Source organism: Mesorhizobium mediterraneum (assembly GCF_002284565.1).
In the GTDB taxonomy this organism is placed as follows: Bacteria; Pseudomonadota; Alphaproteobacteria; order Rhizobiales; family Rhizobiaceae; genus Mesorhizobium; species Mesorhizobium mediterraneum.
In genome coordinates this window covers 459,520-481,056 of sequence record NZ_NPKI01000017.1, presented here as the reverse complement: position 1 = coordinate 481,056, position 21,537 = coordinate 459,520, and the positions used below count along the sequence as shown (strand labels likewise).

The 21,537-nt window shown below is 59.0% G+C and carries 32 protein-coding genes; 26 read left to right on the top strand and 6 right to left on the bottom strand.

All coding sequences use genetic code 11. The features are described from left to right. Positions 1-115: 115 nt before the first annotated feature. From CIT25_RS16295 to CIT25_RS16285, 3 genes are all read left to right on the top strand, one after another. The gene (locus CIT25_RS16295; protein ID WP_095485520.1) at positions 116-307 is read left to right on the top strand and encodes a DUF3606 domain-containing protein; all 192 of its coding nucleotides are present in this window, start codon (positions 116-118) and stop codon (positions 305-307) included. Between the two features lie 303 nt (positions 308-610). Next, positions 611-2,020, top strand: a complete 1,410-nt coding sequence (locus CIT25_RS16290) for a sensor histidine kinase (protein ID WP_095485599.1) — start codon at positions 611-613, stop codon at positions 2,018-2,020. Beyond that, positions 2,020-2,694, top strand: a complete 675-nt coding sequence (locus tag CIT25_RS16285) for a LuxR C-terminal-related transcriptional regulator (protein ID WP_095485519.1) — start codon at positions 2,020-2,022, stop codon at positions 2,692-2,694. The genes CIT25_RS16290 and CIT25_RS16285 overlap by 1 nt, the downstream gene beginning before the upstream one ends. A gap of 34 nt (positions 2,695-2,728) precedes the next feature. On the opposite strand, the gene CIT25_RS36275 is transcribed toward CIT25_RS16285, so the two are convergent. Next, positions 2,729-3,307 carry a hypothetical protein gene (locus CIT25_RS36275; RefSeq protein WP_127294148.1) on the bottom strand — a complete coding sequence of 193 codons (579 nt, stop codon included), beginning with the start codon at positions 3,305-3,307 and terminating at the stop codon, positions 2,729-2,731. A 673-nt stretch (positions 3,308-3,980) separates the two neighbouring features. Continuing rightward, positions 3,981-4,700 carry a DUF1236 domain-containing protein gene (locus CIT25_RS16280; protein ID WP_095485518.1) on the bottom strand — a complete coding sequence of 240 codons (720 nt, stop codon included), beginning with the start codon at positions 4,698-4,700 and terminating at the stop codon, positions 3,981-3,983. Positions 4,701-5,151: 451 nt separating this feature from the next. Here CIT25_RS16280 and CIT25_RS16275 point away from each other — a divergent pair, with 451 nt between their 5' ends. From CIT25_RS16275 to CIT25_RS16235, 8 genes are all read left to right on the top strand, one after another. After that, positions 5,152-5,454, top strand: coding sequence for a DUF982 domain-containing protein (locus CIT25_RS16275; protein WP_095485598.1), 303 nt, complete (start codon positions 5,152-5,154; stop codon positions 5,452-5,454). A gap of 619 nt (positions 5,455-6,073) precedes the next feature. Next, a complete protein-coding gene (locus CIT25_RS16270; protein ID WP_095485517.1) occupies positions 6,074-6,529 on the top strand; it encodes a BA14K family protein in 456 nt (151 codons plus the stop codon). 343 nt (positions 6,530-6,872) lie between these two features. Continuing rightward, entirely contained in the window at positions 6,873-8,210 is a 1,338-nt protein-coding gene (locus tag CIT25_RS16260; protein WP_095485516.1) for a tyrosine-type recombinase/integrase, read from the top strand. 2 nt (positions 8,211-8,212) lie between these two features. Next, positions 8,213-8,824, top strand: coding sequence for a hypothetical protein (locus CIT25_RS16255; protein ID WP_095485515.1), 612 nt, complete (start codon positions 8,213-8,215; stop codon positions 8,822-8,824). Positions 8,825-8,906: 82 nt separating this feature from the next. Next, positions 8,907-9,101 carry a helix-turn-helix transcriptional regulator gene (locus CIT25_RS16250; protein ID WP_095485514.1) on the top strand — a complete coding sequence of 65 codons (195 nt, stop codon included), beginning with the start codon at positions 8,907-8,909 and terminating at the stop codon, positions 9,099-9,101. Then, positions 9,098-9,292, top strand: a complete 195-nt coding sequence (locus tag CIT25_RS16245; protein WP_158302568.1) for a hypothetical protein — start codon at positions 9,098-9,100, stop codon at positions 9,290-9,292. The genes CIT25_RS16250 and CIT25_RS16245 overlap by 4 nt, the downstream gene beginning before the upstream one ends. Positions 9,293-9,676: 384 nt before the next feature. Beyond that, positions 9,677-10,405 (top strand): helix-turn-helix domain-containing protein, encoded by a 729-nt coding sequence (locus tag CIT25_RS16240; RefSeq protein ID WP_158302567.1) that lies wholly within the window; start codon positions 9,677-9,679, stop codon positions 10,403-10,405. Next, a complete protein-coding gene (locus CIT25_RS16235) occupies positions 10,402-10,695 on the top strand; it encodes a hypothetical protein (RefSeq protein ID WP_095485511.1) in 294 nt (97 codons plus the stop codon). The genes CIT25_RS16240 and CIT25_RS16235 overlap by 4 nt, the downstream gene beginning before the upstream one ends. A gap of 203 nt (positions 10,696-10,898) precedes the next feature. On the opposite strand, the gene CIT25_RS16225 is transcribed toward CIT25_RS16235, so the two are convergent. After that, on the bottom strand, positions 10,899-11,105 hold the full coding sequence (locus CIT25_RS16225; protein WP_245329862.1) for a hypothetical protein: 207 nt from the start codon (positions 11,103-11,105) through the stop codon (positions 10,899-10,901). 98 nt (positions 11,106-11,203) lie between these two features. Here CIT25_RS16225 and CIT25_RS16220 point away from each other — a divergent pair, with 98 nt between their 5' ends. From CIT25_RS16220 to CIT25_RS16165, 11 genes are all read left to right on the top strand, one after another. After that, positions 11,204-11,530 (top strand): hypothetical protein, encoded by a 327-nt coding sequence (locus tag CIT25_RS16220; protein ID WP_158302566.1) that lies wholly within the window; start codon positions 11,204-11,206, stop codon positions 11,528-11,530. A 40-nt stretch (positions 11,531-11,570) separates the two neighbouring features. Continuing rightward, positions 11,571-12,056, top strand: coding sequence for a hypothetical protein (locus CIT25_RS16215; RefSeq protein ID WP_158302565.1), 486 nt, complete (start codon positions 11,571-11,573; stop codon positions 12,054-12,056). A 16-nt stretch (positions 12,057-12,072) separates the two neighbouring features. Next, positions 12,073-12,348 carry a hypothetical protein gene (locus CIT25_RS16210; RefSeq protein ID WP_095485507.1) on the top strand — a complete coding sequence of 92 codons (276 nt, stop codon included), beginning with the start codon at positions 12,073-12,075 and terminating at the stop codon, positions 12,346-12,348. A 21-nt stretch (positions 12,349-12,369) separates the two neighbouring features. Then, positions 12,370-13,158 (top strand): HK97 family phage prohead protease, encoded by a 789-nt coding sequence (locus CIT25_RS16205; RefSeq protein WP_158302564.1) that lies wholly within the window; start codon positions 12,370-12,372, stop codon positions 13,156-13,158. Continuing rightward, entirely contained in the window at positions 13,155-13,367 is a 213-nt protein-coding gene (locus CIT25_RS16200; RefSeq protein ID WP_158302563.1) for a hypothetical protein, read from the top strand. Before CIT25_RS16205 ends, CIT25_RS16200 begins: the two co-directional genes overlap by 4 nt. 106 nt (positions 13,368-13,473) lie before the next feature. Further along, positions 13,474-13,818 (top strand): P27 family phage terminase small subunit, encoded by a 345-nt coding sequence (locus CIT25_RS16195; RefSeq protein WP_095485504.1) that lies wholly within the window; start codon positions 13,474-13,476, stop codon positions 13,816-13,818. Then, positions 13,818-14,069, top strand: coding sequence for a hypothetical protein (locus tag CIT25_RS16190; RefSeq protein ID WP_095485503.1), 252 nt, complete (start codon positions 13,818-13,820; stop codon positions 14,067-14,069). Before CIT25_RS16195 ends, CIT25_RS16190 begins: the two co-directional genes overlap by 1 nt. Then, positions 14,069-14,329 (top strand): hypothetical protein, encoded by a 261-nt coding sequence (locus tag CIT25_RS16185; protein ID WP_158302562.1) that lies wholly within the window; start codon positions 14,069-14,071, stop codon positions 14,327-14,329. The genes CIT25_RS16190 and CIT25_RS16185 overlap by 1 nt, the downstream gene beginning before the upstream one ends. Beyond that, the gene (locus CIT25_RS16180; protein ID WP_095485501.1) at positions 14,320-14,733 is read left to right on the top strand and encodes an HK97 family phage prohead protease; all 414 of its coding nucleotides are present in this window, start codon (positions 14,320-14,322) and stop codon (positions 14,731-14,733) included. The genes CIT25_RS16185 and CIT25_RS16180 overlap by 10 nt, the downstream gene beginning before the upstream one ends. Position 14,734: 1 nt before the next feature. Next, entirely contained in the window at positions 14,735-16,561 is a 1,827-nt protein-coding gene (locus CIT25_RS16175) for a hypothetical protein (protein WP_158302561.1), read from the top strand. A gap of 331 nt (positions 16,562-16,892) precedes the next feature. Beyond that, on the top strand, positions 16,893-17,264 hold the full coding sequence (locus CIT25_RS16165; protein WP_095485498.1) for an HNH endonuclease: 372 nt from the start codon (positions 16,893-16,895) through the stop codon (positions 17,262-17,264). A gap of 276 nt (positions 17,265-17,540) precedes the next feature. On the opposite strand, the gene CIT25_RS16160 is transcribed toward CIT25_RS16165, so the two are convergent. Next, a complete protein-coding gene (locus tag CIT25_RS16160) occupies positions 17,541-17,735 on the bottom strand; it encodes a hypothetical protein (protein WP_095485497.1) in 195 nt (64 codons plus the stop codon). Between the two features lie 151 nt (positions 17,736-17,886). On the opposite strand from CIT25_RS16160, the gene CIT25_RS16155 reads away from it, so the two are divergent. After that, positions 17,887-18,726 (top strand): ATP-dependent DNA ligase, encoded by an 840-nt coding sequence (locus CIT25_RS16155; RefSeq protein ID WP_483423519.1) that lies wholly within the window; start codon positions 17,887-17,889, stop codon positions 18,724-18,726. A gap of 342 nt (positions 18,727-19,068) precedes the next feature. Further along, positions 19,069-19,398, top strand: coding sequence for a hypothetical protein (locus tag CIT25_RS16150; protein WP_095485496.1), 330 nt, complete (start codon positions 19,069-19,071; stop codon positions 19,396-19,398). A 559-nt stretch (positions 19,399-19,957) separates the two neighbouring features. Here the strand turns inward: CIT25_RS16150 and CIT25_RS16140 are convergent. Continuing rightward, entirely contained in the window at positions 19,958-20,485 is a 528-nt protein-coding gene (locus CIT25_RS16140) for a hypothetical protein (RefSeq protein WP_158302560.1), read from the bottom strand. A gap of 53 nt (positions 20,486-20,538) precedes the next feature. Then, the gene (locus CIT25_RS16135) at positions 20,539-20,796 is read right to left on the bottom strand and encodes a helix-turn-helix domain-containing protein (RefSeq protein WP_245329861.1); all 258 of its coding nucleotides are present in this window, start codon (positions 20,794-20,796) and stop codon (positions 20,539-20,541) included. A 75-nt stretch (positions 20,797-20,871) separates the two neighbouring features. Here CIT25_RS16135 and CIT25_RS16130 point away from each other — a divergent pair, with 75 nt between their 5' ends. Together CIT25_RS16130 and CIT25_RS16125 are read left to right on the top strand one after the other, a co-directional pair. Then, positions 20,872-21,237: a hypothetical protein gene (locus tag CIT25_RS16130; RefSeq protein WP_095485492.1), complete on the top strand. Its 366-nt coding sequence runs from the start codon at positions 20,872-20,874 to the stop codon at positions 21,235-21,237. After that, the gene (locus CIT25_RS16125) at positions 21,234-21,509 is read left to right on the top strand and encodes a hypothetical protein (RefSeq protein ID WP_095485491.1); all 276 of its coding nucleotides are present in this window, start codon (positions 21,234-21,236) and stop codon (positions 21,507-21,509) included. Before CIT25_RS16130 ends, CIT25_RS16125 begins: the two co-directional genes overlap by 4 nt. Positions 21,510-21,537: the final 28 nt, after the last annotated feature.

Below are 21,537 nucleotides of genomic sequence, written 5' to 3'. Positions count from 1 at the left end.
GTTCGGCGCAAATTTACGGGACGAGTTCATGGAGAGGGGTGGCCGCCACCCTCATTCGGCAGCCCGCTTCCGACCGACATTTCTCACCCGTGTCAAACTCGCCAGGAGAAAGGAAATGGCCGACGAGAAAAGCAACCAAGACTTCCTCGACCGCAGGCGCCTGTCGGTCGACGAGTACTACGAGGTGGAACATTTCGCGCGAGAAAATGGCGTTTCGCCGAGCCAAGTCAGTAGGCTGATCAAAAAGAACGGTAACGATCGGATGACGCTCACTCAAGCGGTGAGAGCATTGCGCGACCAGAAGTGAAAAATACGCCGCACCTTCCGCCGCGATTGGCGATCAGGCGTTGCACCATCTGTGCCGGGGAGATCGAAAGCATCGGAACTGGCGCTTCATGGCTTTGCTGCCTCGCTCAACGAGGGCAGTGGAGCTTATGCGAAAAAACCGCCGGGTGTGGTTTCCGTCCAGTCTGTAAAGCCCTAAGTTCCCTAGGGATTGATCAGTTGCAGATCAAAGATGGCGTCGCTTAGCGTCGTTCGACAACAGATTGGCCGGTTCTCTCGAATCGCGCCGCTGGCGCGACGCGCCGCCGATTGGGCCGTTGGGGATATGGCGCCATACAGAGCGACAGGACTGATCGATCGATGGAACGCACTGTCGCTGGCCACTCAGTTTCTGCTCGCGGGCGGACTATTCTCGCTGTCGGCGATGATCGTGGTGGGAATTTCCGTGACAAGCCAGATAGAAGCCGCGGTCACCCGGAACTCGGCTTCTGCGACAGCTCTCTACGTCGACAGCGTTATCGCGCCGCTGCTCCCCGACATGCGCAGGAGCGAAGTGCTGGAGGAGAGCGTTGCTCATGCGCTGGATGAAACGCTGGGGCAAGGCGCGCTCGGCAAAAGGCTCCAATCCTTCAAGCTCTGGCGCCGCGACGGAACCATCCTCTATTCGACCAACAAAGATTTGGTCGGGAAGCGCTTTCCACCCAGCGACAATCTCCGGGCCGCATTCGCAGGCGATATGGTCGCTGAATTCGACAAACTCGATGATCTGGATAGCCAGGCTGAGCGGGACAGCGGCTTGCATCTTCTTGAAATCTATAATCCGGTACTTCAGCCGTGGTCGGGCGAAGTCGTGGCTGTTTTGGAATTTTATGAGATCGCCACCGATTTTGAAACGAACCTTCGGCAGGCACTCGTCCGAACCTGGCTCGATGTCGCTGCCGTCACCGCAATTTTTTTCCTCGGGCTTTCGGCGATCGTCTTTCGCGGCAGCCGCACGATTCGTTCCCAGAGCCGGTCATTGAAGCAGCGCATTGCCGAACTTTCCGATCTGCTTGCTCAAAACCGGATGTTGAGATTGCGGGTGCAGCGTGCTTCGCAGCGCGCCACGGCGCTTAACGAACGTTACCTCAGGCGGATCGGCGCGGACCTGCATGACGGGCCGGCGCAACTGGTTGCCCTCGCTGCACTGGGCATTGACAGTCCCGTGCTTGCCGATCCCGCCACGCCGGCTGCGGCGCGTGCACGCGAATTGCAGGCCATCAAGGCCAATTTGGACGACGCGATGCGAGAAATCAGGAACGTCAGCAAGGGCCTTGTGCTGCCGCATGTCGAGAATGCCGAGCTGACCGAAATACTCGAGCTTGCCGTGCGAGCGCACGAAGAGCGGACCGGCGTCAAAGTGATGCTGTCCATGACCGGGGGGCACACATCCTTGTCGCCAGCGGCCAAGATCTGCCTCTTTCGCTTCATCCAGGAGGCGCTGAACAACGGTTTCCGCCACGCCGGAGGTGCCGGCCAATCGGTCGCGAAACATTTCGACGGGGAGCGCGTTTTTATCGAGGTTTCCGATACCGGCCCCGGTTTTGACCCGAAGATCGTCCACCCTGAAGGGCTGGGGCTCGTCGGGTTGCGTGAGCGGGTAGAAAGCCTCGGTGGCCAGTTTGCCGTAACATCTTCACAAAATGGCACGATGGTGAAAATGGTTCTCAATACAGTTGAAATGGGACAGGCGTGATGCCAGCAGCCATAAAACTCGCCGTCATCGATGACCACCCGCTGTTCAGGGAAGGCGTCGTGCGCACTCTCGAGCAGATCGGCGGCTTCGAGATTATTGCGCAAGGCAGCAGCAGAGATGACGCCCTGCGGATATCGGAAGACCAGCAGCTCGATATTCTCCTGATGGACATCTCGGTGCCTGGAGGGGGCCTGAGTGCGATCGAGCCGGCTCTGCAGCGACACCCGGATCTGAAAATTGTGATGCTGACGGTTTCGGAGGAGAACCAGGACGTCGTGACCGCCTTGCAGAGCGGGGCACGAGGCTATGTCCTGAAGGGTGTCGGGTCGAGAACCCTGGCCGCCATACTGCGCACGGTGGCGCTAGGCGAAAGATATGTTTGCCCGCAATTGTCGGCGCGTGTGCTGGTCGACTTGTCTACCCGATCAACCACGACGGCGAAAGCCGACGTGCTGGCCGAACTCACCAGTCGCGAAAGAGAGATCCTGACGCTCGTTGCCGCGGGATTGAGCAACAAACGGATCGGTCTTCAGCTGAACCTGCACGAGAAAACCATAAAGCACCACATGACGCGCATTCTTTCCAAGCTCAACGTGAGCAACCGGACCGAAGCTGCGATGACGTTGCGCGACGCCACCGAGCGTCAGCATTCGCCTGTTCCCCATTCTGCCTGAAGCAAATGGGGCCTTGCGGCCCGTGAACTGGTCATCACTCGATCATGGCGAGCAGTCTTGCCCGATCGGAGTTCGTTGCCTGCCGCCGAATGATGGTGCGGCCCATGGCATCCCGCATTTCATAATGGCGACCGTCGATGCGCTCGCTGAGCCCGTTGGAATGCACCACACCCACACTTGGCCCGTGCACTTCGATCCGGTCTCCAGTGGCCGCATTGATATATAGTTTTGGCTTGTTGCCGGGGTTTACCGCGGTGACCGCATCTTCGGGGGGATTGTCTTTCGGTGATTTTGATTTGCCCTTGCCCGCGCCGTTGGAGTTTGAATTCCCGGGGGTTCCAGAATTTCCAGCGTTCCCAGAATTTCCAGCGTTCCCAGAATTTCCAGCATTCCCGGAGTTTCCGGCGTTTCCAGAATTTCCAGCGTTTCCGGAATTCCCGTTGCCACCATTCTGTGCCCAGGCGACCTGCGGGCTGAGCGTCAGGGATAGGCGGTCTTGTCCCACACGGTAGGGGCTCATGACGAGAACCAAGGTCGATGCAGTGAGGCAGATGGCGACGCGAAGCCTTCGTCGCCGCACGACAGGCGTCATCAATAAATTTGCCAATGTCACGTTAGAAATATCCTCTAACCGTTACGGTCTGCGCTGCATTATGCCTATTGTTTCCGAGCCAATCCTCTGTGCGCTGCACCGACTTGTCACGCTTCCGCCATCACAAGGCGATGTCAAGGCCCACCGGTCTCAGGGGAGAAACCGGTGGGTCTCGCTAGCGCAGGAAGGGACTCATTGCTGCGCAAGCGTGTTGCCTTCATCGATCGGGTCCCATCAGCCGATAATAAGCCCAACGGCCGCAACCCCGAACACCAAGCCAAATACCGGGAAAAGCAGCCAACGTGCCTGCTGAATGCTGTGGTCCATTGCAGCCTCCTGTCAGGGGGGTCGGCATCGCAACGACGCCTGCCGGAGCCCGGTTCCTGAAACTCCCCTATTGGGGGCTTTTGCGATAGCAGCCCCGGACCAAAGCACTGCCTGTGCCAGCCCATGGTCTGCCAGCCGGTAGACTGAAGTCCTGCCCGGGGTTGATGAAGGCACCGTCGAGGGATGATCGATGAGGGTTCGGCCGGAAGGGTCCTCGACACGCAAAATGCCCGCCAGCTTGAACAGCGGGGTGTATTGGCGACGTAAATGGCTGTCGCCGTCCGATGAGTGGCCCTCCACCTTCAAACGATGAATGGTGAGGGGTCCGCCGCGGGTGCGGCGAGCCCCTTCACGCCCGACAAAGGCGTTAGGTCAGAATAAGGACGATCTTGAGCGTATCCGGGTCGACGATGACGATTCGGCCATCAGCCAACACGAAATACTCGTAGGATTCGTAAGCCGGGACGATCTTGACAATTCGCGGTGGCAGACGATGCAGTCTGACCTTCTGCCGCGGGACCTCGATGCCCACGGAGATGTCAAAATCGACGTCGGAAACCGGTTCGACCTTCTCCTCCTTCAGGACCTGGGTGATTTCCGTTTTCTGTTCAACGGTCACATTCTCGATCGAGCCGGTCGATGTCTCATCCTGCTGAGTGGAGGTCTTGCCCTGGGTTTGCTGCTCGGTGGTGGTACCGGCCTCGCCCTGGGACTGCTGCTCGGTCTGGACCTTGGCCTTGTCCTGCGCCTGTTGCTCGGTTGTGGTGCCAGCCTCGCCCTGGGTCTGCTGCTCGGTCTGGACCTTCCCCTTGTCCTGCGCCTGTTGCTCGGTGGTTGCGCCGGCCTTGCCCTGAGCCTGCTCATCGGTCCGCACCTTCGCTTTGCCTTGAGCCTGCTCCTCGGTGGCGGTACCGGTCTCGCCCTGGGTCTGTTCGCCCATCTTCGAGCCCTTCGGACAATCGGCCGAGCCGGGTGCGCAACCGGTGCCGGCGCCCGGTTGGATTTCGGCCGGCTGCTGTTCCTGAGCAAGTGCTGCTCCGCAGCCAACGCCGATGGCCAGCATACTGGTGATCAGAACTTTTTTCATGAGATAATCTCCTTCGAAAAGTCTGTCCCTTCAGGGGGGGAACCACCTCCAAGAAATTTTGTTCCAGGCGAATTGACCAGGCGGAGCACTGTACGCGTTCCACAGCGACCAATCTCCGAACATGAGCCTGCGGTTTTTCCTTTGAGAATGGAACACTGTCCCGCCACGAAAGTTTAAACGCCAGCAGCATCGTATTGTCCCCTCATACAAATGCTGCGAGATCGGTGGCCCCGATCAGCCCGCGTCCTCTCCCCGAGGGCGCGGGCTTTCTGCTGTTGTGAGAGCCTGCTGTAGATCCGCATGCAGTCTCAATCTTACGATGAGTTTGCTTCAATCCCCAAATTGATGTCCTTCCTTGACAGCAAAAAGTGCTGTTCACATATTTTCCCGCAGCCGTCGCTCACGGCTCTCGTGGAAGCTCAAACACTCGTTCAGTTGAATGGAGGTTCTAATGAACGACAGGACTTTCGACCGGCCTGTTTTCGTCAAGAAAGGGGCGTTTATGGTGGAGGAAATCGGATGCTTGGCTGATGCTTTCGAGTTCCTGGAGGAATGGCCGAAGAACCGTAGAGGGCCAATCTTTGACACGGCGTTCCGAGCTTGCCAGCGCGCTTATGATAGCCAAGTTCCCATTTCAGTTGCACGCGAAGCTTTTGCCGGCTTCGCCAGATCGGCCAAAATCCTAGCGGACGTCTCTGCAGCTATGCCCTGGATGACGGCACCGAAAACCGGTCGTGGTGGCGTGACGGCCTAACCGATGTAGTGCCTGGCGAAAGATGGCCGGCGCCGCAGGGGGCGGGGAAGGTGGGGTTGCCTAGGTTGGCGCCGGCCAAGCGGCGTTGGGGTTCGCCACGAAGAAAGAGTAGCAAAATTCGCCGGATTGATTATGGCGTGACGCGGAAGTTCGCCGGGTCTAGCCATAGCAGGCGCACCTCGATGCTTCCGATCCTGTCCCGAGCTGGGCGAGATACATCAGGGTCCGGCTGCGTACAACAGGCGCAGAACGCCCGTGCTGCTCCAATATGCGATCATGACTTTGGTCATGAGATTTTTCTTTCCAAAGCTATAGGATCCGCTCGCTCGTAGCAGGCTACGCCGCCATATTTGCGGTGACTGTCCGGTGAGTCGTGGCCGGTCTCAGACATACCGGCTGCTAACGATCTGGCCACTCGGCTGTAATGCCGGACGAGACTCGTGTTTTACGACGGCTATATTAAACTGGATTAAATCGCGATTGACCATACTTCGCCACTTTATTCAAGACTAGCCCGGTTTCACGGTTTTTGTCTTTGATAAACGGCGGCGAAATAGTAAGGTGGCCTGTAACATTCGCTTTAGGGAACTGAGCCTCAACTTTCGTTTAAGGAGAGATCATGAACAAGATCATGTCGGGTTTGCTGGCGGCCGCGTTATCGGTATCGTTCGCGACCACCATAGCAGTGCCTGCTGACGCAGCTCAGGTATTCCTGCCGCAAGCGCCGTCCGTTTCGACTGATGTGCAGACGGTTGACCATAATCCGTGGGGGAAGCGCCACAACCGCAAAAACCGCAAATTTTCGCGCCACGATGGCTCCCACTGGAACGGCCATCGCGGTTATCGTGAGTACCGTCGCGGCCATCGCCGTCATGGCGACTACTGGTTCCCGCTGGCTGCCTTCGCCGCCGGCGCGGTGATCGGCAGTGCGATCATCAACAACAACCAGAACCGTGTTAATCGTCGCGACGCCCATGTCGAGTGGTGTTACGACCGGTACCGCAGTTACCGCGCGTCCGACAATACGTTCCAGCCCAACTACGGACCTCGACAGCAGTGCAATTCGCCCTACTGATTTGGCGAGCTGAGATGTTGACAGAGCCCGTGCCGGCGACGGCGCGGGCTTTTTATGCCGACTGACCGCATCACCGCACCCCGCTTCGGCGGGGAGGCTGCCATTTCCTGATAGCTTCAATGGGTATGCGTGGAATTTGGCTCCCCGGGCCGGATTCGAACCAGCGACCAACCGGTTAACAGCCGTCTCAGGGATAGCCAACCAGAACCCATTACCGGTTGGTCTTCCTCTGAATCATCCTTGTTTTCCAAGGCGTTCAGTTTTCATGTTGCGCTCTAGCGCACACTAGGGCAACATAGGCAGCAGGGCAAACCTGTTGCCCCAATGTTGCCCGGAGAGCCGAATGCCCCGCGAGAACCTTACCGACGTCCGCCTCAAGGCCTTGAAGCCGGCCGATGCTGGCAAGCGCTACGTGATAATGGATGCGCAAGTGCCGAACATGGGCGTCCGCGTAACGGATAAGGCGCCTGCGAACGGTTCGAAGATGAAAGCGGGCCAGGTTAGCTTCGTGTACATTGCCCGCTTTGGTAAGGCGGCGCAGCCAGCGCGCAGGGCGCTTGGTGAGTACGACATCATCTCACTCGACGAAGCGCGGAAAAAGGCGAGGGAATGGGCAGCCCTTATCGACAAGGGAATCGATCCGAAAGAACAAGAGGCCGAGGAAAGGCGAGTTGCCGAGGCCGCACGGCTGGCGCGAGAGAACGGCGCGGCCGAACGGCGCAAGAAGCAATTCGAGCGCGTGCTTGTCCGCTACATCACGGCACGGCGACGGGACGGCATCCGGAAGGTCGAGGAAGACCGCAACGACTTCAAGCGCGAATGCCTGACAGCGTGGCGAGGGAAGGCCGTAGGCGACATTCAGAGCGCGGACGTGATGGCGGTGCTGACAAAGATCAACAAGCGCGGAGCGACCCGGCAGGCCCTGAACATGGCGCAGAAGATCGGCACGTTTTTCAACTGGTGCGTTGACGACGAGCTCATTACCGCCTCGCCTTTCCGTGCCAAGAAGGTCCGCACCACGATCGGCGAGAAGGTTTCTCGGAACAGAGTGTTGACCGATGCCGAGGTGAGGGCGCTCTGGAAGGCAACGGACGGCACGACCAAGGGCCTAGGCGCTGTTGAGTGTGCCGTCTACCGGCTTCTGCTGTTGCAAGGCCAGCGGCTCAACGACATCGCGCAAGCGTCATGGTCTGAAATCGACCTCGATCGCAAAACCTTGACCGTGCCTGCGGCGCGCTTCAAGTCCGGCCGCGATCATGTCGTGCCGCTCACCGACGAGGCGATCGAGATCATTGGCAAGTTGCCGCGGTTCAAAAAGTGCAACTGGTTATGCTCGCTCGACGGACAGCATCCGGTGACGATCGGCCACAAGGTCAAGCTGCGGATCGATGCAGCCATGCTCGCCGCCATGCGGGAGGAAAATCCCAACGCCAATCTGCCGGCATGGGTCAACCACGACATTCGCCGAACGGTTCGCACCCGGTTGTCCGAGCTCGATGTAATGGATGAGGTAGCCGAGGCCGTCATCGGGCATGTGCCTACGGCGCTCGTCAGGACGTACAACCAGTCCGAACGGCTCAAGGTCAAGCGGGACGCGCTGACGCGATGGGAGGGCGCCCTGGCGGCCATCGTGGGCCCACAGAGGGCAGATAACGTGATCCCAATCATCGCGAGGGCATAGCATTGGCTGAACTTGATCTGAGTCGCCTTCGGCGCATCGACGTGCGCGACTTGGCCGACATCGCGGGCATCGATCGCGGCCATGATGAAGCTATCCTGCAGCTTCAGTTGATCAAGGGTTCAGCGCCCCAGCTCTTACGAAAGCGCGAGCCGCCTACATCTGGCGCGATCAAAAAAGAGATAGATAAAATTAACGCCGCAGCATCGCGGTTCCTAGCTTCAACATTGCACACTGGCGGCGCAGCCCTGAGTGACTTGGCTTACCAAAACGGCAAGTTCGATGAGATTGCCGGCCTTCAACGCGAACGGGAGCTTCACGAACTGTATTGGGAAATACAAACCTTGATGACAAGGCTCGAAACGGAAACGCGGGGCTTCGACATCGAAACATCACCTGGACCTTCTCCTTCGCGGCAGAAGCGCGTTGTCGTTGAACTCTGCGCCCGGTTCTTCGATGAGTATTCACAGTTTACCGTCTCGGCTTCTGAGCGGTCGCGCTTCTCCCGGTTCGTTCATGTTCTTTTTGGCGAGGCCGGTTTTGCACAAGATGTTAGCCGGATCATCCGAGATGTAGTCGACGATGGGCGGTGGGGGTACGCAATCGACGACAAATAGTACGAACGCGTCACTCCCACATGTTTGGTCGTATCGGCCAACCTCCTTGCGTGACTAGAAACCGCAAGGAGGCGCTAGAGCCATGTCGCTCATCCCGCTCACCAGACTGCCCGACAAGGGTATCAACTACAGCCGGAACTACATCGACCGACTGATCAAGGACGGCAAGTTTCCCAAGCCCGTCTTTTTGAGCCCACGCCGCCGCGCATTCGTCGAGTCCGAGATTGACGCATGGGTGAAGGCCCGCGTCGACCAGCGCGACGAGGTGGCCGCATGATGACCAGCCGCCCCGAAACTGAAGACCACCTCGAAACCGACAACGTTGAACGCGGCCTGCGCTTCCTCGCCGAGACGCCACGCCATCTGCGCGGCCCATCGGTGCCGGCGCTCAAGCGCCTTGGCCTCAGCGCCAAGGATGCCTGCGAGGTGCTGCGCATCCACGGCATGAAGATGGCGAGGGCAGGCTGATGGAGCACTCGAATGCGAAGGAGCCGGCCGCGCTGGAAACGCGAACCGGCTCCGAAATCTCAAGCTTGGCAGCATCTGAGACTTTCAAGAATACCCTAGCTAGGTCTACCCCGCAAGCGCGGTGGAGAGAGGCGCACCCATTGGAGCGCTGGTCGCACGTCGCTGTTGCCAGTGCAATCCGACGCGGCATCTTGGTGAAGCCCACGTGCTGCGAAAAGTGCGGTGAAGCGAAGCCGCTTGATGCTCACCACGACGATCACCGCCATGCCCTGGACGTGAAATTCTGGTGCAGGGCCTGTCACGCCCGACATCACGCGCGCCGGCGCAAAGGCGGTGCGAATGTCTAAGAACGGCCCCGTCTTCTGCCCTGATCCGCCGCGCGCCATGGCGGATCAGCGCCTTTCATCGCTCGACATCCGGGTGCTGATGGCGATCTCTTTCCACGACCGGTTCAGCAAAAACGGCGTCGGCTGCACCGCCGGCCATGGCCGATTGGCAAGCCTCGTTGGCTGCCATCTGAAGAGCTTGTCCAGGTCTATCAAGACGCTCGCTGAGTGTGGCTACGTCGGCGGCCGCGCCAACCCGCTCAACCCGAAATCGAGGTGCTACTTCGTCATCTACAATTCGACGGACGAGGCCATCATGAAGACCGTCAAGGGTAACCAGCCTGTTACCTACACAGGTAACGAAGCTGCTACCTATTCGGCGCCGATAGGTAACCAGTTCGTTCCCGAAAGTGGCGGCATAGGTAACCGACTCTCAGAAATAGCTGAACAACATCAATCGGATGCGCCGTATAATATATTAGGCGAAGCCTTAATAAATCCCGTTGAAACGGTTTTAATAGATCCCGTTGAAACGGCGTCATCGACGCTTGAGCCCTGCAAAAGGGGCAAGGAACGGGTGAACTCGACGAGCGTCGGCGCCATGCTGGCGATGGCCGAGCGCTCGATGAAGAACGGCGCCGAGAAGGCCAGGCTTAACTACTGGTTCGACTGGCTGGACGGCCTTGTCGGCAACACAGCATCCCTGACCAATGACGACGCCAACTATGGCAGGGCTCGAAGGCTGTTCGAAGAGATTGGCAGTGTTCTCGATGTCGGTGGCGCATGATGACCGCCGGCGGCACCTTCATTGCTGGCCGGATCGATCTGCACCAAGCGGTATGCGGCCTCGACCAGACACCGTCGCGCGCGTATCCTGCTGCGCAGCGCGATATTCTCGGCGATCATTTCTTCTGTGCGTGCAAGCGCGAGCTCGGCCCGTTTGATGCGCTGCTCGGCGGTATCGGCAGCCATCCCGCGTCCGTGGGGTTCCATGGTGTCCATAAGTTTCTAACACATCGTGGGCAATATCGTTCCCTGATGTCGGGCGAAACGGGTTGCCGCATGACGGCCTCATGACCGCGGCCCTACTGATGCGCTCGCCAGTCTCCCAACGTGTTTGCTTCGGCCAACCTTGCCAGCGCCAGTTCAACTTTTTGAGCCGACGCGTCCGCGCGTTTGATGTGCCGGATCATTTGCTGCCTCAGCCGCGCCAGCCTTGCGGCACGATATTCGTCGCCGTATCTCGCAGTTTCAAGGTGGAGGGTCGCGAGCCTCATGGGTCAATCCTTCCGATCGATCTTCGTCATGCGTTCCCTGGCCTCAATGACGCGTTTTTGCTCAGACCGTATGCGGTCGCACAACGCGAGATTGACGGCGACACAGCCATCGTTCAACAACAGTTCATTCGCACGCTTCAGCGAGCGCTCGGCCCGTTTAACGCGCAGCCTGGCATTGGCCAGTTCGAAGCTAAAAATCTCAATCATCATCATACCGCTTCGTTTGCGGTCCCTTCGATTGTTAACCGGCGTCGACCCCATTTGTTCCGACCGCCCGCGGCGCAGTGCCGGCACGGAGCGATCTGACTGTGCCGGGGAACTCGCCACCGGACGAGATCGCGTCTGATCGACGTCGCGGGCGTCGACCGATCGGCACGCCACAAGAGCGCGTCGAGCGCCGCCGGCGCCTCAACCGCGAGCGCCAGCAGCATCGGAAAGAACGCGAAGCCAGAGGGGGTATCGTTCTGCCGCTCGAGATCGACCACCTGGTGGTCAACCTGATGCTGGAGGCCGGCGCGATAGACGAGGCCGGCAGCCGCAGCCGAAAGCGCCTAGGCAATGCAGCCCTCCGCATTTTGATTAACGCGTTATCCGAAGCTGTCGCCGGCGGGCGTAAATTCGAACCTGAGAAATAGGAACAAACCAATGCTCGCACGCACACCAAAGGCAACGGAAATGGACTTCGCCGCCGCTCTAAGGATTCCGCCAAAGCCGGCGGCGATCGCTGAAGCCGAGGGGGCGTGGCGAGAGGCTGTCGCCGAACTCCAGGCAGCCCAGGCTAGGCACCGTGAGATGCATCGTAGCTACTTTGGCCAAGTGCCGGGACAGCCACCGAGCATCACCGGCGCCGACGTCGACAAGGCCGGCCAAGAGATCGCTCCCTACCAGCAGAAAGAGCGAGACGCGATGAAGGCGCTCGAAGGACAGCGCGCGGCCTTCGAGGCGGAACTGGCATCTCTCAAGCCGAAGATTGACGCATACCGCAATGCCATCGGAACGAAGCTCGACGAGCTCGAGGATCTGATCGGTGTCGGCGTGCTGTTCTATGCCGCTTCGGTTCAGGCGAACGTTAAGCTCCCGAGCAAGTTGCCCGGGCGATGCCAAGGCATGCTGCAGCACGGCATCGCGATGACGCGGAAAATCTTGAATGGGACCGAGTGAGCAGAGGAGAACCGACGTGCTCAACAAAATGATGTCGATGAACCAAAAGGCCACACGCAACGGGCTCTATGGCCGGCCACCGGCAACCACCAAGACGGTGCCTGTGAAGCTGACCAGCGTCCGGCCGCAACCAAAGCCCGTTCGGGTGGTTCGGCTTTACGACGAGAAGAGGAAGGCGAACGAACTTTTCTGGATTCGCAAGCTGGAGCGCGCAGGCCTGACCGAAGGCAACAGCCAGGTCGTTAAGCTGATGAAGGACAACTATCGGCGCCGTTACGGCGAGCGGGTGTGAATGCGAACGCACGATGAAATCATGGCCAAGATCTGGGCCGAGATCGAAGCCGATGAACAAGCTAAACTAGAGGCGATGTATGCCACGCCTAAGAAGGCGAACGCCGCTGCCGACACGTTCAACGGACAGGATTTTGTCACGGTCGAGACCAAAGGCGTCCGCCGCATTCATGGCATTGCCAGTACTCCGAAGCCTTGCACTAGTGGCAAAGGAAACAAGCTGTCCCTGAATAGTCGCGGCGTCGTTGCGGAACTGCCGATTCCCTTGCTTTCGCAGCATGACAGCGGCGGCCCAATAGGCGAGGTCTACCATATCAGGCGCACAGACCGACTGGTCTATGTTCGCGCCTCACTCTTCGACACGCCGGCCGCTGATTTTGCATGGTCGCTTATCCAAGAGAAAACGGTTTCGGCGTTCTCTGTGCTGTCCGCGGATGTGCCTGATACCGATTGGAGTGCGGAATCAGTCGTCGATGGCTTTCGGTTCAAGGATCAATGGCTGTGCAAGGAGATTTCGCTCGTTCGGGAAGGCGCCAATCCTGACTGCCTATTCGAAATCCTGCGCCACGGAGACGACGGCAAGAAGTTCTGGGACGTTACCGCTTCCAAAGCGGAAGTGAATTCGTCGTTGCCGTATGCCGGTGTCTGGAAAGACGCCGAACAATATCAGCCTGGCCAGTTCACCACCCACGACGGTTCGCTTTGGCACGCCCAAATAGAGACCAAGGGCGTCAAGCCAGGCACGGCGCCGGGGTGCTGGAAGCTCGCAGTGAAGCGTGGCGAGGCCCACAAGCTGGAGAACGCGAAATGATGATGATTGCACCATTGCCATTCGACCAAGTCGACGTCGTGCTCTGCGAGGATCGCCGCACCGTCTTGCTCCACGGCTATGCCGGTGATGCCCTCTTCCTCCAGAGCGTCTGCGAAGCGGTTACCGATCTTGATCCTGACACTGTCGAGCGGACAGGGGCCGATCAATGGCGACGCAAGGCAAAGCCAGACAGATGGATAAAGACGTGACCACCGGGGGGAGGGTCGAACCCCTGGCCGACAAACATCAGCTACCGGTCCGCCCCATTCACACGCAACGCCGCGTCCCCCGTTTCCCCACACCAATGATTGAGCCATGAAACGCCGAGGCCCAAACCCACCGGAACACCTAAGCCACCAGGCTAAGACCTGGTGGCGTAGCGTCGTCACCGATTTCGAACTGGAAGGTCATCACCTTCGGCTCCTGCAGCTCGCGGCCGAAGCGTGGGACCGTTCGCAACAGGCAAGAGCCGTCATCGACAAAGAGGGCATCACAACCACCGACGACCGCAAGAACGTCCGGGCGCACCCTGCAGTCGGCATAGAAAAGGACGCTCGGACAGGCTTTGCACGCTTGGTTCGGGAATTGGATTTGGACGTTGACCTTCCTCCCAGCCGCTCACGGCCACCAGGCTTGCGGTCCAACCGGAGGGATCTCTGATGCCAGTCAAAAGGCGAGTTGCCAAGCGGCGACAGGATTCGACGGCAGAACTTGATGCTTGGTCGGAAACCTTCACCAGCGGTTTCGATTTCTTCGGCGATCTGGCGCCGTTCGGTCTGGTGGATGATCGAAATATTCAGGCGGCGGCGAAGGAAGCTTGGACGCGCCTGGGTGTTGCCTTTCTCGGCGATTGGCGGCCGACCGACGTGCGCGAAACGCCTTGGGCGCTTCAAGAATTTGGAGAACCATGATGCCGGTCAAGCGTCGCAGGGCGAAGGGCAAGCCGTTCAAGATCACAAACGCCGCGATCGACGCTTACCGCGCGCGGGACTATCTCGCCCTGCATCGAGCCTTGAATCTCTATCCTTGGGAAATGTCACCGATACCGGCTCAGTTCGAGCCGCTTGGCTGCAATCCGGCCAACCCGCCCCTGGCATCCGATCTGCTTTGGAGCCAGTCGTTTCAGCAGGCCGTCGGTTTGCAGCGGGAATTGGAAGCGGCATGTCGATGATGATCGCCGGCCGCGCATCGAACTACGGCGTTCTTTGCGGACGCTACATCGTCGCGTCCGGCGCCTTCGCTGACCTTGTAAGGCGTGGCACTCGGCCGAAAATGCTTTGCAACCATGAAGGCCCGGAAATTGGCGAATGGATGACCATTTCCGACGATGAACGCGGCCTTTTCGTCACTGGCCGGCTATGGGACAACCCGGGCGCCATTGAGGCAATCGAGCTTTTCAACGATGGCTGTCTCACCGGCCTTTCGCTCGGCCCGAAGGGCGCCGCCTGGGACATGATGCGCTGCGGGATAAAGATCCTGACGGAAGTGACTAGGATCGACGAGATAAGTTTGGTCGGCCAGCCCCACGACCCGGCAGCGCTGATCACCGAATTTGCAATCGGAGCTGGGCAATAGAATGGCTTTTAAGCTTGGAAGATGGGGCGGCTGGCCGACGCCGTCATCGCCTACTGTCCCGGAAGTACCTACTGTCCAGACCACGCTTCCGACATCGGCCTATGGTCAGACCATTCCAGTCGTGTACGGCAAGGCAAAACTGCCGGCGGCCTATATCTGGGTTCCGCCGATCCTGACCGTCACGTCAACGCACATTGAGTATTGGGATACGATCACCAAAACCACGGCCAAGATGTCGGCACGGTTGCGCTTTGCTCGCCCGCTTGTGCCGGATTCGTCGTGGTCGCTCCGCAAGCTCTATGCGAACGGCAAGGTGATTTACGACGGCACGTCGGGCTACAGGCAAAAGGGGCTGAACTTCCGCTTCTATGATGGGCGCAGCACGCAAGGCCGCGACCCGACGATGGTTGCTGAAGAGGGCGAAACAAACGTCTGCGCGCATCGCGGCTACATCGATCTCGTCGTCAGCAATTTCGATATCGTTGGCCTTGGGGCGCCTCCGGTCTTTGAGGCCGAAATCATTCAGGACGGCGTTGCCGCGGTCGATGTCGATAGCTTTCAGACCTTCTATGCGGACACGATCAACACGTTCGCCGCCGTCGATTGGGATAGCAGCAGCTTTTACGGCTTCTCCGATTCGTCCAGCATGATCCGGCGCTTTTCCATCGGGTTCCTGCGCGAGCTTTATGCCATCGAGATCAACGGGCTTGGGCGTGCCTATACCAGCATCGCGGAGAACCTCTTTCGGTATATTCCCGAAATTGACAGGCTTCTCGCAGTCGGCTCAACACCCGGCTTCCTGGGTGGCGCATGGCCTATTCTCCTCGATCCTGTGTCCGGCACATCGGTCGCCGAGGCCGTCGATGCGATGTTTCACATTGGGCTGGGCCAGAGCGTCAACGCCTCCGTCAGCCTGATGATTGGCGGCACCGGCATCCTGATGGCCTCGTCTTTCCACATCGGATATGTGTCGATCTACACATTCACGGCCGATTCCATCACCCGCATGTCGATCTCCGGAGCGTCTTGGGACGCTCGCGGCCGGCCGGAATGCTTAGCTCCTGGCGAAATCCGCGATGGCGACGCTGACATATGGATTTGCGCCGGTAACAGCCTATGGAGGAACACCGTTAACACGTCGGGTCTAACGACCATCGTCACCGAACACGCAACCTTCGTTGACGCCCCTGTCTATGCGGTCTGGCATGACGACGACGTTATTGTGTGGACCGACAATCTCGAGGTCATCCGCATCGATGGCGTGACCGGCGCAGTGGTCTGGACCGTAGCCGTTCCGTATCAGATTCCAGCGGCATCGCTGCGCAGCCTGTCGCCACCAGATTCGAACCGTCTTGACGATGAGTTCTTTATCCAAGGCACGTTGCTTTACTACTTCACCAATCTCGACACCGGCTTGACGCGAACCATTGCCAAGGCGAGCGAAGTATCCGCTTGGCGGCATGTTTTCGATGGTGTGACCAACACTGTGGTCACGACGGACAATTTTGCGGTTCCGCAGCGCCGCCTGTTTGACGCATCCGGCGACGGAACGCAGCGCCAACTGTCGGATTTCCTGGAAGCACTCATGGCCGCCGGCGGGTTCGATCCGGCCGAAATCCAGACGATCAACATTGACGACGTGATCGACGGTGCAGTCATCGACATGACTGCCGGCGTCCGCGACATAGCGCGCGCAATCTGCGAGCCTTATTCGATCGCGATCTTCGAGCGGGCTGGGCAAATCATTTTCAAGCGCGCCTTCACCGGCGACGCCTTCGTGGTCGATGCCGTCATCTCTTCAGCCGGCGACATCGTGGACAACCCCTGAAAGGCACCAACGCAAACGGCTCAATCGCAGAACCATCGCCTGCCCTTCACAAGGTTGACCAAGAGAGTCTGACCCGGGACGCTGTAGAAGCGTGAAACGGAGTTGTACCGAGCGTTGCAGTCCATAAGCGCGGGGCCGAACTGCAGGACCAGGAGGCCACCGATCACCGCGATGCCGGCAGCAATCTTTGCTCGGTAAAACCAGGTGCGACGGCGCCCACCGTCCCTACGGCGGCGGTTATAGCGATTGTCTGCCCGGTAGGCCTTGCCCACGCCCATTCTCCCGATGGGGAGAATGCGTCGCGGCCGGCAGATTAGTCAAGCATCCTCTAATGGAAGTATTGACGTTTCTTCGCTGGCATGGTCCTTTTTTCGCGGGGGGAAACATGCCGACACTGAGGGATCCGCAGTACCGAGCATTTGCACGACGCGAGCTTTATAGGCGTCAGGGCGGGAGATGCTTCTACTGTGACCGCGAGTTTACCAAGACCGGCGAACTGGCACTGACCATCGAGCACTTGAAGGCCAAGATGAAAGGCGGCAAGGACGATCTCAAGAACTTGGCCGCCGCCTGCTGGCACTGCAATCAGCATCGCGGCAAGCAGATGAACGCGACCAAGCAGCGGAAAAAGGCATCATCGGCAGGCCAATCCGCCAGCGCCATTGCAACGGGGCCCTGTGACGAGCAAGCAGCAACAGGATAGCATGCTCGAGGGAGGGGCTGGTGCCATGCGAATACTTCGACCGCGACGCAAGCCAAAGAAGGCTTACCCAAATAGCGACCGCTTTGAAGAGGACGGTCGGCGCATCTACAGCGCCTACGCACCAGCATCCCAGCCTCGCCGCCGGATCTCGGCGAAGCACCGTTGGCTCATCGGGACAATTGTCCTCATTGGTGCAATTGGGATCGTGCTTGCGCTGGCGTGGTGGCAGGTATAGCGGCTCGGTCCGCACCAAGCGCACTGAGCGGTGGGTAGCGTTCAACGATTCAGCTTTTCCACCGTCTCAATGATGGCTTTGGCGAGCGCTTCGCCCTCATGGACCGGCTCGGGACCATAGAGCAGCAGGACCGCGTCCTCGCTCGGCAACACGCCAGCAGGGCAGGTCTCCTCAATAGCCATACGCACCAGCTTGAGGGCGGCCCAGGCATTCTGAGTGTTGTCGTGAGCTTCCATGCCTCGCAACGCGAGCGCGGCAGGTTTTGTTGCGATGGCTGGCCAGAATCACGTTCCGTTCACTCTGGCTAATATAAGCCTGATGCCTAGAATCGAATAAGTGCGTAAAATTGTAAGTACCGGCGTCGGCCGGCTCGAGTTCATTCCGCCGATGATGCCTACCTTGGTTTCCAAGCCGCCCCAGGGCGACGCGTGGTCCCACGAGGTCAAGTTCGACGGCTACCGCTCCCAGATCATCATCGACGCCGACTGTGTGCGGATCTTCACCCGCCGCGGACTCGACTGGACATCGAAGTACCGCGATCTAGCTGCGGCGGCGCGAACGCTGGACGTCGAGAATGCCATCATTGACGGCGAAGTCGTCGTCTTGAATGAGGCTGGCCTTTCGGATTTTGCCGCTTTGCGCAAGGCAATCACCAGGCGCCAGCACGACCTCTATTTCGTCGCCTTCGATCTGCTGCACCTTAACGGCCACGACCTGCGCGACATGGTGCTGGAGGACAGACGGGAAATCTTGGCCGGTCTTATAGGGTCCGACAGTCGCATCCAGTTCAGCGAGACAATGCCAGGCGAAGCCAACGCGATCTATCATCTGATCGACGCGGCGGGCCTGGAAGGGATGGTATCCAAGCGTCGAGACAGCAAATACCGCAGCGGCCCGACCACCAATTGGCTGAAGACAAAATCCTTCACTGAAAGCGATTTTGAACTTCTCGGAGTTGAACGTGAGAGAGGCAAGCCAGCGTTTGCTCTGATGGCTGACCCAGGCACCCGGAAATATGTCGGCAGCGCGTTCGTGAGTGTCAATCGCGAGATGCGGGAGCGGCTGTGGAAGCGCGTCCAGGAACATGCCGGGCCACCGCCAAAGGACATGCCAAGGCGGCCGGCAACGCAATGGGTCAAGCCGGGGATCAAAGCCCGCGTGAAGCATCTCAGGGGCGAGGAAGACCTTCGGCACGCCTCGCTGCAGGATTTTTGGGATGAGAGGTAGTGGCATCGCGCGGCCGTAGATCAGGGAAGGGATGGCTAAAAGTTGCCGACGTGCTCCCGTCGTGCACCATTATGGCCATGGAATCAGCCATAGAGCATAAGATCGACCCTCGAGACGAAGGCGTCGACGCCTATTGCCTAGGCATGCCGCGCTCAGCGTGCCCATATCCACCATGGAAGCCGCAGCGCTATGCATGGCTGCTTCGATGGGATGAGGCCAAAGAAATAGACGAAGACGAGTAATTCAACCACGCCCTCAGTCATGATGTTCTCACTGGAACATTCCTTCTGTGCGCGTGTTGGTTTCTGAGCGCGTCGTGCGCTTTGAGACAGGAGAAAGAACATGAAACGAATCCTTTTAGCCTCGGCCGTGTTGGCGCTTTCCGCCGGGCTTTCCTTTGCCCAGACGACGAGCGGAACTTCGGGTGGAACCTCCACGACCACGACTACGACCACGCCCACCACCGATCAGGGAGCCAATTCCACAACCACTACAACCGATCAGGGAACTGACACCACCACCACCACCAGCGGCACGAACCCGAACTCTGCCAAGGATTGCGCACCTGGCCAGCAGACCGGCAGCGCGCAGGAGGCCGCACCTGGTCAGCAGGACACGGACGCCAAGACCGCCGCCCCCGGCCAAATGAAGAAGACGACCGAAGATTGCTGATTGGCAACGCCAGACTAGGGGGTGGCCGGCGCCGCTTGGGGGGCGTTGGGGTAGATTGCCTGTAGGGCGCCGGCCTGGCGGATTGGGGTCCGCCGTTGGAAAGTACCGACCTTGCCGACTCATGTAACTTCCGTGATCGCGGAAGACCTACGCGCTGCCGTCTGTTCGCGCCATGAGCACACGTGCTGCTGTAGCCCGTTCAAAAGCGCGACCGTCGGTTGATTGCCAAACCTTTATGTTAGTGCGTCTAATCTGCCGTCCACATTGGGGTTTTCAAAATGCCGCACGTGCCCGCGCATGCCGATGATCTTGTCGTTGATCTTCTGGAAGCCGCGAGATGTCTCGAGCAGCTGACGCCGGATGAGATAAGGGGGGTTCTGCGAGATGCTGCCACCGTCCTTTGCGAGCTGGTTAACCCCGACTGTCCGCCCGAAGCTCGGGAAGCAGGCTGTCAACGAAGCCCTCGCCGAATTTCACCAGGCCGGCGAGAACGATGACGCGCCAACATTTGCAGTCGAGCGTTCGCAGTGATGGGCGCCGTTACCGCCCGAGGGCTGCGTCAGATCGGTTCGTCCTGAAAGGCATGCATGATTGGCAAAATATCGACCATCTTAGAGATCAGAGCGAAGGTGTCTCCGCAGTCTTGGGCAAGCGAAGAAAAGTCACGTGGGGTATAAATCCAAGTGGGTGGCTTTGGCGTTTCGCGCATGCTCGAGGTCGCTAATCCGGCCGCCATGCGCCGCCCTGCGGAAGCCCCCTCTCTCCACGCGAACTGGTTTTCCCGATCAGTCACAATGCCGAAGAACCCGTGGGCGAGCTTGTTTCGGCGTCTCGATATGGAAATGAACTTGTCCATGGTCTGGACCGCCAGAACTTTGTGCGCTTTGCTGGATAGAGATGCTTCGGCCTCTATCAGATCGATCTTTCCTCGCACGGTCCGGAGCTTCGACCATGCCTCGACTGCCTTGGGCGCGTGCTGCCATCGAATGGCCGCTAGGAAGACGCCCATGGCAGCTTCTGTCGATGCCATCGCGAGAATGCAGGCCCCAACGCCGGATGTAAGGATGGGATGATTGGCAACGGCCAAGACGCTCCAATCAATAGGGGCATCGGGGCGGCGAAGAGGCTGAGGCAAAATACTTAACCCCCGACCGGCACGACACCCGGCGACTTCGGCTTCGCAAGCCTCACGCCAGCGCCGCTGCCGTTTTCGGGGATGAACTCGACGCCAGCGGCTTCGAGCGCTCGTTGAAGTTTAGCAAGCGTGTCTGGATCGCCTCCGGACTTGCCGGTCTCGAAATTGGTGATCGTATTCCGGTGAACGCCCGACCGTTCTGAAAGGTCGCGGACGCTCCAATTCACTAAGGCGCGGGCGGCTCTCATCTGTGCGCTTGTCACATAGTCTCCTGTGTGCTAATTCCACATGTGTAAATTACACAGTGTGCAAATAGCACAGTTCCGGGGGAATTCCAAATGCCGAACACCACTGTTCGGGCAGCCGCCGAAGGCATGCCCGATATCAACCGCCGTCGCCTTCTGCTTGGCCTCGCGGCTGCTTCCACCGCCGCCGCAGCGGCAGCCTTTACGATCATCGACGCGACCGCCGCGTCGTCTGTCGCTGACGCGATTCCAGCTATGCGGGAGAAGACCAGTCTCGATGCAATGCTGCTGGATCTGGCGCCGGAAGAGGCGCACCGATTGAGGGTAGAAATGATCGCGATCATCGCCGCAGTCAAAGAGATGTGTGCCCGAGGGGAAGATTTCCAAACGATCAGGAATTTTGTCAGAACCCGGTCGCAGCAAAATCAGATGGACTGGAAGAGGGAACGGGGAATATGAGCACCGCACCTCTACCACTTTGCGAGCCCATCGCAATCCTTGACATATTCGTCTCCGGCGTTGGCGATATGGAAGAACTGTCACCGAACCTATTCCGCGTCACCTACTACGCGAAACAGCGGGATACCTACACCGGCGAGACGCAACTGAACGTCGTAGCCAAATTCGTCGTCACATTCGAAACGCTGATGGCCATGTCACATGCGACGGTCGAGAAGCGCACAGTTTCCAATGAATCGCTCGGCCTGACGCCAAGCGGCACCATCAACTAATACTGCATCTGGATTTGGTAAGCCCGCT

What these genes read in the sequence shown, in the direction of transcription:
- CIT25_RS16295 (WP_095485520.1), top strand. Translation starts at nt 116, where the DNA reads ATGGCCGACGAGAAAAGCAACCAAGACTTCCTCGACCGCAGGCGCCTG.
- CIT25_RS16290 (WP_095485599.1), top strand. Translation starts at nt 611, where the DNA reads ATGGCGCCATACAGAGCGACAGGACTGATCGATCGATGGAACGCACTG.
- CIT25_RS16285 (WP_095485519.1), top strand. Translation starts at nt 2,020, where the DNA reads ATGCCAGCAGCCATAAAACTCGCCGTCATCGATGACCACCCGCTGTTC.
- CIT25_RS16280 (WP_095485518.1), bottom strand. Translation starts at nt 4,700, where the DNA reads ATGAAAAAAGTTCTGATCACCAGTATGCTGGCCATCGGCGTTGGCTGC.
- CIT25_RS16275 (WP_095485598.1), top strand. Translation starts at nt 5,152, where the DNA reads ATGAACGACAGGACTTTCGACCGGCCTGTTTTCGTCAAGAAAGGGGCG.
- CIT25_RS16270 (WP_095485517.1), top strand. Translation starts at nt 6,074, where the DNA reads ATGAACAAGATCATGTCGGGTTTGCTGGCGGCCGCGTTATCGGTATCG.
- CIT25_RS16260 (WP_095485516.1), top strand. Translation starts at nt 6,873, where the DNA reads ATGCCCCGCGAGAACCTTACCGACGTCCGCCTCAAGGCCTTGAAGCCG.
- CIT25_RS16250 (WP_095485514.1), top strand. Translation starts at nt 8,907, where the DNA reads ATGTCGCTCATCCCGCTCACCAGACTGCCCGACAAGGGTATCAACTAC.
- CIT25_RS16245 (WP_158302568.1), top strand. Translation starts at nt 9,098, where the DNA reads ATGATGACCAGCCGCCCCGAAACTGAAGACCACCTCGAAACCGACAAC.
- CIT25_RS16240 (WP_158302567.1), top strand. Translation starts at nt 9,677, where the DNA reads ATGGCGGATCAGCGCCTTTCATCGCTCGACATCCGGGTGCTGATGGCG.
- CIT25_RS16235 (WP_095485511.1), top strand. Translation starts at nt 10,402, where the DNA reads ATGATGACCGCCGGCGGCACCTTCATTGCTGGCCGGATCGATCTGCAC.
- CIT25_RS16225 (WP_245329862.1), bottom strand. Translation starts at nt 11,105, where the DNA reads ATGATGATTGAGATTTTTAGCTTCGAACTGGCCAATGCCAGGCTGCGC.
- CIT25_RS16215 (WP_158302565.1), top strand. Translation starts at nt 11,571, where the DNA reads ATGGACTTCGCCGCCGCTCTAAGGATTCCGCCAAAGCCGGCGGCGATC.
- CIT25_RS16205 (WP_158302564.1), top strand. Translation starts at nt 12,370, where the DNA reads ATGGCCAAGATCTGGGCCGAGATCGAAGCCGATGAACAAGCTAAACTA.
- CIT25_RS16200 (WP_158302563.1), top strand. Translation starts at nt 13,155, where the DNA reads ATGATGATGATTGCACCATTGCCATTCGACCAAGTCGACGTCGTGCTC.
- CIT25_RS16195 (WP_095485504.1), top strand. Translation starts at nt 13,474, where the DNA reads ATGAAACGCCGAGGCCCAAACCCACCGGAACACCTAAGCCACCAGGCT.
- CIT25_RS16190 (WP_095485503.1), top strand. Translation starts at nt 13,818, where the DNA reads ATGCCAGTCAAAAGGCGAGTTGCCAAGCGGCGACAGGATTCGACGGCA.
- CIT25_RS16185 (WP_158302562.1), top strand. Translation starts at nt 14,069, where the DNA reads ATGCCGGTCAAGCGTCGCAGGGCGAAGGGCAAGCCGTTCAAGATCACA.
- CIT25_RS16180 (WP_095485501.1), top strand. Translation starts at nt 14,320, where the DNA reads ATGTCGATGATGATCGCCGGCCGCGCATCGAACTACGGCGTTCTTTGC.
- CIT25_RS16175 (WP_158302561.1), top strand. Translation starts at nt 14,735, where the DNA reads ATGGCTTTTAAGCTTGGAAGATGGGGCGGCTGGCCGACGCCGTCATCG.
- CIT25_RS16165 (WP_095485498.1), top strand. Translation starts at nt 16,893, where the DNA reads ATGGAAGTATTGACGTTTCTTCGCTGGCATGGTCCTTTTTTCGCGGGG.
- CIT25_RS16160 (WP_095485497.1), bottom strand. Translation starts at nt 17,735, where the DNA reads ATGGAAGCTCACGACAACACTCAGAATGCCTGGGCCGCCCTCAAGCTG.
- CIT25_RS16155 (WP_483423519.1), top strand. Translation starts at nt 17,887, where the DNA reads ATGATGCCTACCTTGGTTTCCAAGCCGCCCCAGGGCGACGCGTGGTCC.
- CIT25_RS16150 (WP_095485496.1), top strand. Translation starts at nt 19,069, where the DNA reads ATGAAACGAATCCTTTTAGCCTCGGCCGTGTTGGCGCTTTCCGCCGGG.
- CIT25_RS16130 (WP_095485492.1), top strand. Translation starts at nt 20,872, where the DNA reads ATGCCGAACACCACTGTTCGGGCAGCCGCCGAAGGCATGCCCGATATC.
- CIT25_RS16125 (WP_095485491.1), top strand. Translation starts at nt 21,234, where the DNA reads ATGAGCACCGCACCTCTACCACTTTGCGAGCCCATCGCAATCCTTGAC.